At 74.1% G+C, this 13,629-nt stretch carries 11 protein-coding genes; all 11 read right to left on the reverse strand.

What is annotated here, in order from left to right:
• Window positions 1–9: 9 nt before the first annotated feature.
• Window positions 10–2,949 carry a hypothetical protein gene (locus tag ACYUED_RS22760; RefSeq protein WP_491284434.1) on the reverse strand — a complete coding sequence of 980 codons (2,940 nt, stop codon included), beginning with the start codon at window positions 2,947–2,949 and terminating at the stop codon, window positions 10–12.
• 4 nt (window positions 2,950–2,953) lie between these two features.
• The gene (locus ACYUED_RS22765) at window positions 2,954–3,112 is read right to left on the reverse strand and encodes a DUF6760 family protein (RefSeq protein WP_189151611.1); all 159 of its coding nucleotides are present in this window, start codon (window positions 3,110–3,112) and stop codon (window positions 2,954–2,956) included.
• The gene (locus tag ACYUED_RS22770; protein ID WP_491284436.1) at window positions 3,109–3,606 is read right to left on the reverse strand and encodes a hypothetical protein; all 498 of its coding nucleotides are present in this window, start codon (window positions 3,604–3,606) and stop codon (window positions 3,109–3,111) included. Before ACYUED_RS22770 ends, ACYUED_RS22765 begins: the two co-directional genes overlap by 4 nt.
• Window positions 3,603–4,043: a phage tail protein gene (locus tag ACYUED_RS22775; RefSeq protein ID WP_491284438.1), complete on the reverse strand. Its 441-nt coding sequence runs from the start codon at window positions 4,041–4,043 to the stop codon at window positions 3,603–3,605. The genes ACYUED_RS22770 and ACYUED_RS22775 overlap by 4 nt, the downstream gene beginning before the upstream one ends.
• A gap of 50 nt (window positions 4,044–4,093) precedes the next feature.
• A complete protein-coding gene (locus ACYUED_RS22780; RefSeq protein ID WP_491284440.1) occupies window positions 4,094–5,647 on the reverse strand; it encodes a phage tail sheath family protein in 1,554 nt (517 codons plus the stop codon).
• A gap of 154 nt (window positions 5,648–5,801) precedes the next feature.
• The gene (locus ACYUED_RS22785) at window positions 5,802–5,924 is read right to left on the reverse strand and encodes a hypothetical protein (protein ID WP_491284442.1); all 123 of its coding nucleotides are present in this window, start codon (window positions 5,922–5,924) and stop codon (window positions 5,802–5,804) included.
• A 215-nt stretch (window positions 5,925–6,139) separates the two neighbouring features.
• Window positions 6,140–6,661, reverse strand: coding sequence for a hypothetical protein (locus tag ACYUED_RS22790; RefSeq protein ID WP_491284444.1), 522 nt, complete (start codon window positions 6,659–6,661; stop codon window positions 6,140–6,142).
• Window positions 6,640–7,218 (reverse strand): eCIS core domain-containing protein, encoded by a 579-nt coding sequence (locus tag ACYUED_RS22795; protein WP_491284446.1) that lies wholly within the window; start codon window positions 7,216–7,218, stop codon window positions 6,640–6,642. The genes ACYUED_RS22790 and ACYUED_RS22795 overlap by 22 nt, the downstream gene beginning before the upstream one ends.
• 112 nt (window positions 7,219–7,330) lie before the next feature.
• Window positions 7,331–9,646 (reverse strand): AAA family ATPase, encoded by a 2,316-nt coding sequence (locus ACYUED_RS22800; RefSeq protein WP_491284448.1) that lies wholly within the window; start codon window positions 9,644–9,646, stop codon window positions 7,331–7,333.
• Complete coding sequence (locus ACYUED_RS22805) at window positions 9,643–10,341, reverse strand: Pvc16 family protein (protein ID WP_491284450.1); 699 nt, start codon at window positions 10,339–10,341, stop codon at window positions 9,643–9,645. Before ACYUED_RS22805 ends, ACYUED_RS22800 begins: the two co-directional genes overlap by 4 nt.
• Window positions 10,338–13,508 (reverse strand): hypothetical protein, encoded by a 3,171-nt coding sequence (locus tag ACYUED_RS22810; protein ID WP_491284452.1) that lies wholly within the window; start codon window positions 13,506–13,508, stop codon window positions 10,338–10,340. Before ACYUED_RS22810 ends, ACYUED_RS22805 begins: the two co-directional genes overlap by 4 nt.
• Window positions 13,509–13,629: the final 121 nt, after the last annotated feature.

Consider the following 13,629-nt stretch of genomic DNA (forward strand, 5'->3'; position numbering starts at 1 on the left):
TCCATGTCCTCAGCGGCGTCCGTCGTAGGGGCGGCCGGTACGTTCCCGGCCGCGCCGCAGCTCGGTGCGCAGCAGCCGGGCCATCGGGTCGAGCAGGCGCCGCGCCAGGTCGTCCAGATCGACACCGGGGTCCTGCGGTGTCCCGGCATGCCGGTCCCCGCCCTTGCCGGAGGCGGACCCCGAGGCGGATCCGGCAGTGGAGGTCCCGGAGGCGGCCGGCGTGGAGGCCGAGCGCGAACGGCCGTGCGCCCGCGCCGACTTCGCCGCCCCGCCCTTGGACGGGGCGGCGCCGTTGCCGTCGGTGGCGTCGCGCTGAACCGGGGTCGCCGCCGCACCGTTCCCGCCGCGCACCGCCCGGACCACGGGGACGGCCTGCACCGGTGCCGCAGTGTTCGGCGGACGTTCTGCGAGCGGCGGCGCCTGCGGGGCGGTGACCGGCAGGGGGCGCGCCGGAACGGCGGGGGCACCCCCCGTGGTCCGGCCGGCGGGCGCGGGCCGTACGACCGGGACGCGTTGTACGGAAGCGGGTGAGGCAGAGGAACCCAGCGAGGCAGAACCGCCCGGGGAGCCGGGAGAACGGGGAGAGCCAGGGGAACGAGGAGAGGCGAGGGAGCCGGGAGACCCCGAAGAGGAGCCGACCGGGCCGACGCCTCGTACGCCCGAGTCGTCCCGTGCGGCGGGCGCGGACGAGGCTCGCTGGACCTGCGGTGTCGTCGGCGTGACCGGGGTGGCGGCCGGAGCCGGGCCCGGTGACGGTGGCGCGGCGTCGCTCTGGTGGGTGGCCGGGGTGCCGGGCCAGCGCGCGGCCACGACGGGAGGGCCGCCGGAGCGCGCGGCGGCGGGCGGTGTCGCCCCTTGCGGAGCCCGCGTGCTCAGCAAGAGCGGGCGCGCGGGGAGCAGTTGGAGGGCGCGGGTGAGGGGTGCTGCCTGGGTGGAGTGCGCTCCGGTGTGGGTGACGGTGAGAGGGCGCGGGGTGCCGGGCCGGCCGCCTCCGGCGCTCGTCGGGGCCACTGCACGGGCGACGACGACCGGGCTCGGGGAGGCGGGGACCCGGGGACGCTGCCCGCTGGGCCGCACACCGGGCGGTCGTACGGCCGCGGCCGGGTTCTCCGTGCCCCCGGCGCCCGTGGATGCGGCCGGGGCGGGCGTCACCACAGGGGTGGCGGGGGTGCTTTCGTGGTCTGCGGGGGCCGGTGACGCGGGGGCCCCGGTGGAGGACTGGTCCGCCGGGCGGCGCTGGACGTCGATCGTGCCCAGCAGCGGCGCGTCCGGTCCCTCTGTACGGGGTGCGGTGCCGGTGTGTGCCTGGCCGCGATCTTCCGTGCGCGGCAAGGGAGTTGACGGTGCGTTCCGGTCCCGTTGTGCCGGAGCCTGTCGCGCGTCGGGTGTGCCGTCCGCCTGACGCTGGACGATGGGCAGCGCCGGGCCGGACGTGGTGGGCGCCGTGAGGGCGCCGGACGCGGTGGCACCGGGCAGACCGGCGCTCGGTGGCAGTGCGGACAGTGGTGCGCCCAGCCCGCCGCGTACCCGGGCGCTGTCCGCCGGCCGCTGGACGACGGGTGGCGCCGGGGCGGGCACGGGACCCGCGGTCCGGGAGCCGGACGCGGTGGCACCGGGCACGTCGGCGCTGGGCGGCAGTGCGGACAGCGGTGCGCCCAGCCCGCCGCGTACCCGGGCGCCGTCCCGGGCGCCCTGCACCGGCTTGTTCGCGGAGCTGTCGTGCGGACGTGTGGTGTCCGCCCCGGTCGCCCCTGTCGCCCCGGCCGCGCTGTCCGCCTGACGCTGGACGACAGGCAGGGCGGGGTCCGAGCGGGCGGGCGGGACGGCGGCGTCCGCCGGCAACGGTGCGGCCGGCGACGGCAGTTCGCCCTGTCCGCTGCCGAGGGGCGCGCGGCTCGGTTCGACCGCGGTGGCTCGTTGTACGGGAGCGCCGGCGCCGTTGCCCGGTGCCGCGGGAGCTGTGGGCCGCAGGGCTGCGACGCGGCGCACCGGTCCGGAGGACGGTCGCCGGGCAGCGGTCAGGGTGGGCCCCGCCGGGGTGGGCCGGACGGCAGGGCGGGCCGCCTCCGGCTGCGTACGGCCTCCGGAAACGGTGCCGGACGGTGCCTTTGAGGCGGGCCTGGGCGCGCCGCCCCCAGCGCCCGTGCCCCCGCCCGTGTCCGTGCCCGCGACCGGGAGCACCGATACACGTCGTACCAGAGGAATTCCCGGAGCGGTCGCCGGGCGGCCGGTGTCGGCGGGGAGAGCGGGGCGTGCGGGGGTCACGACCGGGTCGGTGCCCGGCAGCGCGGCCCGTTGGACGGGAGCGGACGACGGAGAGAGCACGGCGGGGGAGTCCGTGGCCGTCAGGCCGCGCGTGCGCGGTGCCGTTTCGCCCGAACGCCCTGTCGCGGCAGTGCTGTTGCCACCGGAGCGCGCCACCACGGGCCCGCGTCCGGATCCCGTGTCCGCCGCGTTGGCGGCGTCCTTGCCGCGGGACGGCCGTACGGGTGCCGCCGACGGCCCGGCGCCCGGCGTGCCGTCCGCCGATTCGCCCGCCCCTTCCGGGCGCAGCGCGCGCAGCAGCAGTGGCCCCCCGCCGGCATGGGTGGCCTGCGGGGTGGCCGGGCGGGTGACGCCGCGGACCAGGCCGGTCGGGGCGGTGGGCAGCACCGCGTGACCGAGACCCGAGTCGAACGTCGGGTTCTGCCAGGAGGCGAGGCCCGCACGGAACGCGAGCCCGTCGCTCACCCCGAGCGGGGCGCGGGCCACGGTGAGTTGCGGCGCCGCGGTGCGACGCCAGCCGCCGTCCCAGTCGCCGGGCACGGCGGAACCCGCGTGGCCGGACGTGCCCGGCTCCGGGCCGGCGTCCGGCGAACCGTTCGACGCCGAGCCGGAGTGCTCCGCACCCCTGCGGTCCGCGGTGTCCGGCGCGGCGGTCCGGCGGCGCAGCCTGTCCCGCCATGCCATGCGCTCAACCGCCTTCGTTCACACGGGTGTTGATACGGGCGATCTCGGCCACCCACTGCCGGCGCTCGTCGTGCGTCAGATCGAGGATCTCCTCGCGCCGCCAGTGGAAGTGGTAGGCGATGTACGCGATCTCCTCCCGGAGCCGGGGAAGGGCGTACGTCACGATTCCCCCAGGCGCCCACCCGAGAGGTCGACCTCGAAGCCGCCCTCGCAGTGCGGGCAGGTCACGGCCGCGCGGGTGTGGCCCTCGCTGTTGACCCGGCGGTAGAAGTCCTGGAGGAAGGCCACGTCGGTGGCGTACATCCGCTCCACGACCCCGGCGTGCACGTCCGTGATGCTGCCGATCCGGGTGATCACCTGGCTCAGCAGCACCACGCTCAGATACGCCGGGTTCTCCTTGACCCGCAGATCGATCTGCGGCCGCAGCTCGTCACGGGCGGTGGCCAGACGCATCGAACCGTGCCGGTGCACGGTGCCCGCCTCGTCCACGTACCCGCGCGGCAGCTCGAACTCGAACTCGGTGCGCAGCCCGTGATCCTCCCGCGGCGGCGGCGGGACGGCGGCGGGGGGCGCCGCCGCCTGCTCCTGCGCGGGGCCGGGCGCCGTCATCGCGAGGATCTCGTCCAGGTTGCCCGCCGTGACCGTACGGCGCCTCATTCGACCGTGATCTCCTCGAACACGATCGTCACGGACTCGGTGGCCGGAGACGACTCGCCCGCCTTCAGGGCCGGGCCCTCCCACTTGGACACCCAGCCCTGCATCAGCTGGATGCGGCGGACCGTGTTCAGCTCGGAGTCCATGATCTCGATGGTGAGGTTCTGCCGTGCGGAGGAGACGGCGCCCTTGTTCAGGGTCTCCTTGATCCACTTGGTGAACTCGCTGCTCTTGTCGAGACCCCGGGTGATCGTCACCTCGCCGGCCTGCCGGGCGCCGGGCTGCTTGCGGATGATCTGCTTGCCCTGGTCGCTGACCTGCTTGACCTCGACGACCTCCTCCTCGACGGTCAGCCCGCTGATCTCCTGGATCGACTCGACCCGGTAGCCGCCGAGCTGCACGCCGAAGACGTGGGTGGAAAGAGCATCGCCCTCTGCCATGACTGTCTGTCACCTTTCCTTGCTGAGCCGTTGTTCCTGCGGACCCGGGATCACTCGTCGACGAGGCTGGTGCTGTCGGAGAACTGCGCCAGCCGGAAGATCACGAATTCCGCGGGCTTGACCGGCGAGACGCCGATCTCGCAGACGACCCGGCCCTGGTCGATGGACTCCTGCGGGTTGTTGTCGCGGTCGCACTTCACGTAGAACGCCTCTTCGGCGGTGCGGCCGAACAGCGCGCCGCGGCGCCACTCCTCGGTGAGGAACGCGGTGACGTTGCGCCGGATGCTCGACCACAGCCGGTCGTCGTTCGGCTCGAAGACCACCCACTGGGTGCCCAACAGGATGGACTCTTCGAGGTAGTTGAACAGGCGGCGCACGTTCAGGTAGCGCCAGGCCGGGTCGGAGGAGAGCGTGCGGGCGCCCCAGATCCGGATGCCCCGGCCGGGGAAGGCCCGTACGCAGTTCACACCGATCGGGTTCAGCAGGTCCTGCTCGCCCTTGCTGAGCCGCAGTTCGAGGTCGACCGCGCCGCGGATCACCTCGTTGGCGGGCGCCTTGTGCACCCCGCGCTCGGCGTCGCTGCGCGCCCACACACCGGCGACGTGACCGCTCGGCGGGACGGTGGTGTTGCGCCCGGCGGCCGGGTCGAAGACCCGCACCCACGGGTAGTACAGGGTGGCGTAGCGGGAGTCGTAGCCCGCCTCGTCGTTGCGCCAGGTGCGCACCTGCTGGGCGTTGAGGCCGGGCGGGGTGTCCAGGACGGCGACGCGGTCGCCCATCTGCTCGCAGTGCGAGATCACCGCGAGCTGCACGGTGCGCACGCCCTCGGCGTCGATGTCGCCGCGCTGGTAGGCGCTCATCAGGTCCGGCACCGCGACCATGGTGATCTCGTCGATGGTCTCCAGACCGCCGAACCCGGTGCGGGCCGCGGAGTCGCCGACGTACTCGGCGGGGTCCAGGCGGGAGAGCTCGCCGGAGCCGTTCGCGGCGGGCGCGCCCGGAGCGTCGGGCACCGCCACGGTCTGGGCGGCGGGCCTGCTCTGCGTGGCGCCGCGCTGCTCGGTGACCTCGATCAGCTTGGAGGCGCGGGTCTGCGTGAGCAGGTAGCCCTTGACGTTCTTGCGGACGGAGACGTCGTACGTCTCCGCCACCTGCTCGCCCTGGCGGACCAGCACCTTGAAGCGGTCCTCCGGCGGGTTCTCGCCGTCCGCGTCGGCGATCTCCACCGACACGCCGGTCACACCGGGCCGGGCCGCGACGAGGAAGCCGCCGAGCTCCACCGGCTGGGCCGCCCTCGGCTGTCCGGCGCCGTTCGCCGACGGGCCCGAGGCGCCGTCGGCCGAGCCGCCGATGCGCACGATGTAGGCGGCGCCGCCGCCGTTGGAGAAGTACCCGTAGACCGCGTGGGCCAGATAGGTGCCCTCGGTGAAGGAGCCGAACAGCTGGGTGTACTGGTCCCAGCTGGTGACCAGTGTCGGCGCGTGGAAGGGACCGCTCCCGGCGAACCCTACGAACGCGGCGACGGCGGTGCCGACCCCCTCGATCGGTCGGGCACCGGACTGCACCTCCTCCACGTACACGCCCGGGGTGAGGTACGTCGGCATGCTTGCTCCTTCACGTCCTTGCGGGGCACCTGTGTCCAGGGCGATTCTGCGGGGCGGGTGAGGCGGACGACAGGGACGTGCGGACCTCGCCGGGGGCAACTCCCCTGCCCTTCCGGACGCTTTGCGCGGCCCGGGACCCGGCTGTGCGGTTTCCTCAGCCCTCTTCCTGGGCCGGCAGTTCGACCGTCCAACGGTGTGAACCCGCGGCATTGGCCACGACCGGAGCTTCGGTGTCGGGGTTGTCCGGGTCGAACGCGGAGGTCATCGTGTGGGTCACCGGCGGACTGATCCAGTCGGCCCGGGTGCCGTCCGCACCCCGGCGGAACGTGGTGCCGTTCGCGTAGGCGACCTTCCAGCGGAAACTGATCCGGTAGGACTTGAGCCACTCCCCCGCCCCGATGGGACGGTCGCTCGACCAGCCGGGGTTGTCGTTGAAGGTGATCGAGGCCGCGGTGTTGTTGATGACCGCGTTGCTGTACGGCGGCCAGTAGTTCAGGTCCTGCTTCCACTCCTCGACGTCCTGCGGGTATTCCTTGCCGCTCTCGTCCTCGATACGTACTCGTCCTGGACTTCCTGCCAGAAGTGGTAGTAGTACGCCGTGCTCTGCGGTGCCCCGTTGGGGCGCCTCAGCGTGGCCGCCTGCGCGAACCCGATCTTCTGCTTGTCGGCCAGCCGCTGCGTCCGCACCCCGTCATACGAGGACTCGAAGTCCAGGACCGGCCTGCTGAGGTCCACCTTCTTGCCGCTGGACCTGGTGGTCCGCCCTCCCTTGGCGGGGGGCGGGTCGGCGGGCGGCGGACTGTCGTCGTTCTTCTTGCGTTTCGAGCTCGTCCTGGCCATCCGCTGCACCACGCCGGGACCGTCGGCCCGGTGCTGTCCGGGGGCTTCGTCCCCCTCGTGCGCGAGGGCGCGCTGCACCGCGGAGAGCGGCCGGGACAGGGCCGTGTCGGCCCAGGCGTCCGCCTGACGCTCGTGCCGGTCGCCCGGGGTGCTCATCCGTGTGCCGTCACCCATGTCGGTGCCCTCGACGGGGCCGTGGCTCTGCTGGATGACTGCCCCAGCTCGTGGTACAGGGTGTGCTTGTCGCGACCGCCGTCGCCGAGGACCACGTGATGGCCGGACGTGTACGCGCGGGCGCCGATGCCGGCGGCCGAGGCGCGGGCGTTGCCGTTGTCGTGGACCCGTACCTGGGAGAAGTCCGCTCCCATGCGGCTCTGGGCTTCCTTCCGAACGGATTCCGCCAGGGGGCGGCCAGGGGACTTCAGGACGTCGTGCACGCTCGCACGGCGCTGCACGGGTACGTCCACGTCCGCCGCGTCCTCGGGCGCCGTGCGACGCTGTACGGCCTGTGGGTCCCGGAGATGGCCGCACTCCTCGGTGTGCGTGTGCCGCTCCGTCCCCATCATCCGTGCCACAGCGGCGTTGCCCACCGTGCGCTGCAGAGCCAGGATCCCGGCCGGTGTCGTCCCCCCGGCAGCGGACTGTGCCAGGACACCCGCTGCCGGCACCGCCGACCGCGCCTTCGCCTGCCCCTGTCCGTCGGCCTCTTTCGGTTGCTCGTGGGCACGCATCCGCAGTCCTTTCCACACGGTCGAAACCCGTAGTACCAAAGCCCCGGATCCCCGGGGGCGGCCGTCGCGGGACTCTGCCCCTTCAGGCAACGGGGTTGTTCCGTTCGAGCCCTCAGGCCCCTGCCGCCTCCGCGAGGTACGGCCCGAACTCGCCCTCCAGCACCAGTCGTCCGAGCTTGCGGTACTCCTGGGCGATCGCCGTCACCAGCTGGTGCATGGCGAGCGGTGCGCCCGACTCCGCCGCCAGATACGCCGCCGTCACCGCGCACGCCCGGATCGAGCCGCCGGCCAGTTCGAAGCGGTCCGCGCAGAAGGCGAGGTCCAGGTCGGCGGCCCGGGGCAGCCGTTCGCCCAGGCACCGTTCCCACAGGGCGAGGCGCTGGCCCGCGTCGGGCACCGGGAAGTCGGCCACCACGTCCAGGCGGCGGGTGAACGCCTCGTCCAGGTTGGCCCGCAGGTTGGTGGTCAGCACCGCGATCCCGTCGAAGGACTCCATGCGCTGCAGCAGATACGCCGACTCGATGTTGGCGTGCCGGTCGTGCGCGTCCTTCACCTCCGAGCGCTTGCCGAAGATCGCGTCGGCCTCGTCGAAGAGCAGCACCGCGTTGACCGCGGACGCCTCGGTGAAGATCCGCTCCAGGTTCTTCTCGGTCTCTCCCACATACTTGTCCACAACTGTGGACAGATCCACCACATACAGGTCCATGCCCAGATCCGCCGCGACGACCTCGGCGGACATCGTCTTGCCGGTGCCCGACTCGCCCGCGAAGAGTGCGATCACGCCGCGGCCCCGGCCGCCTCCCGGCCGCATCCCCCACTGCCCGAGCACCTGCTCGCGATGGCGGGCGCGCAGCGCGAGTTCGCGCAGCCGCCGGTGGGTCGGCGGCGGCAGCACCAGGTCGTCCCAGCCGACCCCCGGCTCCACCCGGCGGGCGAGCCGTTCGAGCCCCGCGCCGTTCTGGGCCCGCACGGCGCTGCGCAGATCGTCGGCGCGGACCGGGCGGCCCGCGAGGGCGGCCGTACGTACCGCGACGTCGGCCGCACGGTGCAACTGCCCGGAGTCCAGCCGATGCGCGGCGACCGCACGGGCGAGAGCCTCCACGTCACCGGCCACCGAGCCATGGCCGACCCCGACACCCACGCCGACGCCGACACGGGCGCCGGCGCCGTGGTCGGCAGCCTGAACGTCATCGCCGTCACCGGCAGCCCGGACGTCATCGCTGTCACCGGCGTCCCCGGCAGCGGTTTGCCCGGCGGTGCGTGCGGCGCCAGGGGCGTCGGAGTGCCGAGCGGTATCGCCCGTACCCGTACCCGCGGTCGCACCCGTATCCGTACCCGCGGTCGCACCCGCACCCGCAGCCCGCGCCAGGGCGTGCCGCCAGCGGGCGGCCTGTCGTTCGGGGGAGGGGGCGGGGACGGTCAGGACCACGGGGGTGTCGGGCGCCCACAGGGGGTCCCAGCCGACGGTGCCATGCGTGAGCAGTGGGATCCCGCGCAGTGTCGTGCACAACGCGCCGAGTGTGCGGGCCCGTTCGGCGGGTTCGGCGGGCAGTGCCTCCAGCGGCCCGAGGACGACACCGGCACCGGTCAGCCGGGCTTCGAGCGCCACCACCCGGGCGAGCGCCGGTACGTCGTCGGGGCGCCGGGCCAGTGCCGCCGCGTCCAGGACGAGGGTGCGCAGCCCGGCCGCGTGCAGGGCCGCGACGGCCAGCCCCCCGGCGTCACCGCCCCGGCTGCGCAGCTGGACCAGGCCGGTGCCGGTGCCGGCCGCGGACGCCGCCCGGTGGACCTCCGCCGTCTCGGCGGTCGGGTCCTCGCGGGCCTCGCCGAGCACCCCGGCGAGGCGGGCGTCGGGCTGTGTGCTGCCCAGGAGATGCCCGGTGACCCGGTCGGGGACGGTCAGCACGCGGGACAGCGGGGGCCGTTCGGCTTCCGCGACCTCCACCAGGCCGCCCACGACCAGCGGCGCCGAGGGGGCCAGCCGGAACCGGCCGGACGCCGCGCCGGCGAGCCCGCACAGCTCCAGGGCCAGCCCGACCGTGGGCCGACGACGCGTCAGGTCGTCGTTGAGGTAGCCGTAGAGGCGCTCGAACCGCGGGTCCAGGTCGGGTGCCATCGCGACCAGCAGCAGGTCCAGGTCCAGGGAGGACAGGGCGAACCGCGCGGCGAGAGCGCCGAGGACGGAGCCGGCGGGGGGCTGCCAGGGCTGCTGCTCGGGTACGTCGAGCCCACCCGGCTCGTCCAGGATGCGGGCCGCCGCCTCGGGCGTGAGGTACTGGCCGCGGTAGGGGTCGTCGGGATCGGGGTCACCCGCGCGCCGCAGGGCCACCGCGAGCCGCACCCGTTCCTCGACGGCGCGCAGCCGCAGCCACAGATGCTCTTCGGTACCGGCGGGGGACACCGTCACGGGTTCCGCGGTCTGCGTCACGGCTGCCGGTCTCCCCTGCGGCGGCGCCTGGCCGGTGCGGGCGGACGTTCACGGGGCCCCGCATAGCCGCTCGGGCCCGGGTCACTGGTCTCCGCGTAGCGCAGCCGGCGGCCCTCGTCCGCGTCCTCGGTGCGCGGGGTGGCGCGTACGACGAGGCCCTCGGTGACCGGAGGCGCGGTGGCCCTGGTGATGCCGGCGAGCGGTGCCCGTACCCGCACGTTGAGCGAGGCCTTCAGCTCGCCGCCCATCGCCGACCACACGTCGGAGGCGGTCGGCGCGTCCGCGGATCCGGCGGTGTCCAGCCCCACGGTCAGGCCGAGTTCGGCGAGCGTGCCGGTGAGCAGCCGCGCGGGCAGGCTGTCGGCGGCCACCAGCGTGCCGAGCACCTGCGAGAGCAGCCGGTGTTCGTCCTGCGGGCGGGTCGCCCACGCCGTGACCAGGTACGTCAGCTCGAACCAGCGCGGCGGTGTGCGCCGCGCCACGAGGTGGCCGTCCTCGTCGTACACCTCCCCGGAGCCGCTGCCGCGCCGGACGGCGTCCTCGCGGATGTCGTACAGGAAGACGCAGACCGTCGGGGCGCTGCGGCGCGCCGCCCAGTCCCGGGTGGGGGCGTCGAAGACCACGTCGACGCCCGACGCCTCCAGGCCGGACTCGCCGAGCAGCCTGCGCAGCCCCTCGTCGACCTCGTGGATCACCGGCGGGTCACCTCGTCCGGCGGCTGCACGCTGCCGGTGACCACCAGGAAGTCGGTCGTCACCGGGGAGAAGCCGGGGCCCTTGGCGGTGATGATCCGCGGCCCGGTCTGGTCCTTGGCGAGGATGAGCAACTGGCCGATGAACGTGCCGTCCCGCAGCGGAACGGTCGGCGCCGCCGCCGCGGTGATCCCCGGCTTCCAGCTGAACCGCACCGGCACGCCCGGCGGGAAGTCCTTGCCGCGCACCGAGGTGACGAAGCCGGGCTTGCCGATCGGCGGCACCGCGATGATGCGCGGCTGCAGGATGCGCAGCCGCTGCCGGGCGGTGTTGTCGCTCTTGTCGGCGTCCGTCCCGGTGGTGGTGAGCCGGCCGGTGACGTGGCCGGTCAGCGCCTTGTCGGGGGAGAGGACCACCCGGACGACGGTGCTCGCGCCCTGGTCGAGGTCCGGGAGCGCGCACACCCAGGCCTTGTCGCAGCCCTCCGGTGGCCCGTTGTCCGGGATGCCCTTGGGCAGGCCGATGTGCAGCCGCAGCCCGGTCGCCAGCGCGTTGCGGCCGTTGCGCACGGTGTACGTCACGACGACGCGGCCGCCGACGTAGCCGGGGTTGGGCTGGGCGGTGACCTTGACGCCGGGCCCGGCGTCGGGCGCGGGCGGCTGCGGGGGAACGGTGGGCGGCGGGGTGGGTGACGGGGGCGGCGTGGCCTCGCGCACCGGCACCACGGTCTGGCCCGTGTTGTCGCTGGGCTGCGGATCCAGGACCGTGCCGGTGACCGTCCAGCCGACCGGCTGGTCGCCGGCGGTGACCCCGGTGAGGGTGACGCTCACCGTGACGGTCGTGCCGGGCTGCACCACGCCGACGTTGCACTGCAGGGAGGCGGCGTCACAGGTGCCCCCGGGCCAGGTCACCTTGGTGACCTGCACGCCGGCCGGCGGGGCGATGGTCAGGGTGGTGCCGGGGGAGGCGGCGGGGCCGTTGTTCACGAGGCCGACCCGGACGGTCGTGGACTTGCCGACGGTGACGTCGGGGGTGGTGCCGGGCGCCTGGACCGCGAGGTTCACGGACTGCTGGACGCCGGGCTCCTTCTGCCGGCCCGGGAGCCGCGAGGAGAGTGGCGTGAGGTCACCGGAGTCGACGTCCAACAGGCTCAGCTTCTCGGGGCTGTTGGCCGCCACGGCGGCACGCGAGCTGATCACCAGGCCCTTGCCGTCGGCCGTCCAGGCGGCGTCGCGCGGCTGGAACGGGCCGGTGGTGGAGGTGTCCGGCAGCTGCCGGCCGCAGGCGCCGGGCAGGCCGCGGGCGGCTGCGGGGGTCAGCACCCGGCAGTCGTCGCCCGTGAGGGAGGTCAGCAGGATGCCGTCGCGCTCGTCGACCTGGCCGCCGCCGCTCTTGCGGTTGAAGGCGATGCTCAGGCCGTCCGGGGAGAACGCCGGGCTGTCGTCGATGACCGCGCAGTCGCCCGGGCAGATCGTGGCGCTCAGGTCGCGCTGCTGGTCCAGGTGGTTCACGGGCACGGTCCAGATGTGCTTGTTACCGCCGTTCCCGCCGATCACCTCGTTGCGGGTGAAGGCCAGGGTGGTGCCGTCGGAGGACCAGGTGGGCTGGGCGTCCTCGCCCTGCTGCTGCCCGGCCGGCGGGGTGATCCCGCCGGTGATCGCGCCGGTGGCCGCGTCGGCGATGAGGATGCGGCTGGGACCCGCCGCCTGGCCGACGCCGCCCGGCGAAGTCCGGGTGAAGGCAAGGTACTTGCCGTCCGGGGAGAACGTCGGGTCGGTGTCCCAGTCCGTCGCGGCGCGTCCGGCCAGCGGCATGGGGGCCGCGTTGAAACCGTCGGCGTCCACCATCCAGATTCGCTCGATCCGCTGGCCCTGGGCGTTGGTCTCGAAGCGGGTGACGACGATCCGGCGGCCGTCGGGCGTGTAGTTCTGCCGCTCGGTCCACGGGTCGTGGTCCGCGTCGGGCTGGAACAGGGGGTCCTTGGCGGGATCGGTGTTGGTGTCGGCCGCCGGGTCCTCGTTGAGGATCGGCAGCCCCAGGTCGCGAGGGTCGGAGCCGTCCATCCGAGAGTCCTGCAGGGTCACCACATGGGCGCCGTTGAACTTGTCGTTGGGGTTCTCGGTGGGGTCGTCCGCGGTGGTGCGCTCCACCACCGCGGTGCCGCCGTCGGCCGTGCCGAGCCAGGTGGGCGAGGAGACCTCCCGGTCCTCGTTGAGCACGAGGCCGGGCTCCTGGTCCGAGTGCGCCACCGACTTGAACACGTGGTCGTAGTCGCCCTCGCAGGTGCAGGTGATCTCGGGGCTCAGGAACATCACCTGGTCCCCGTCGGGCAGCCACGATGCCCCGTGGGCCCGCCACCCCGCGTAGTTGCCCGCGAACAGTGCCTCGTCACTGGTCCCGTTGGTGATCCGCAGCCGGGGTACGGACTTCCCGTTCTCGGTGGTGGTGGCGGTGTACGCGATCCAGTCCCGGTTCACGTCGTCGTTCACCGGGTTCCACGCGGGTTCGCCGGCCGTGCCGTTGGCGGGGGAAGTGATCCGGGTGGCGGTGCCGCCTTTCAGGGGCCGTACATAGACCTGCTGCCCGACCAGCGGATTGCCGTCACTGGAGTACGCCAGGCGCTGCCCGTCGGGGGAGACCGTCGGGCACTCCTCGTTGGCGGGGGTGTCGGTGAGCCGGGTCAGACCCGTGCCGTCGGTGCGCACCAGCCACAGGTCGCGCTGCGTCCCGCCGCCCAGGCCGGCGGATTCGGCCGCGTCGAACACCACGGACTGCCCGTCCGGTGTCAGCCGGGGGTGCGCCGCGTCCATGCCGCTGGTGAGACGCCGAACGGAACCGTCGGCGGCCCGCAGATAGACCTGCGGGGTCTTCTCGTCGCGCAGGCTCGCGAACACCATCTGGTCGCCGAGCGCGGACGGCTGCACGTCGTAGTGGGCCGGGCCCGCACCGAACAGCGGGGTGCTGGAGGTGGTGGTGGCGACCGTGCCCAGGCTGCGGTGCCCGGTGCCGGCGTACGCGACCCGGGTCTCGGCGGCGTCGGCCGCCCGCGGCGCGGACACGGCGCTGCCCTGTCCGGAGGCCGCCGTCACCCCGAGCAGCGGGATCAGCAGCAGCAACGACGTTCCGAGTCTCCCCAGGCGGTACCGCCCGCCGGGGTCAGCCGTTCCCATCGCGGTCCCCTTCGCAGTCAGGTGCGGCCGCCGCATGTGCCCATCCGGACGGCCCCCGCCACCCTGTACCCGCCGTGCGCGGCGCGGCAGGGCGGCGGGGCCGTACCCGGGGGAAGCGCGC

The organism is Streptomyces sp. DF42, assembly GCF_058267695.1.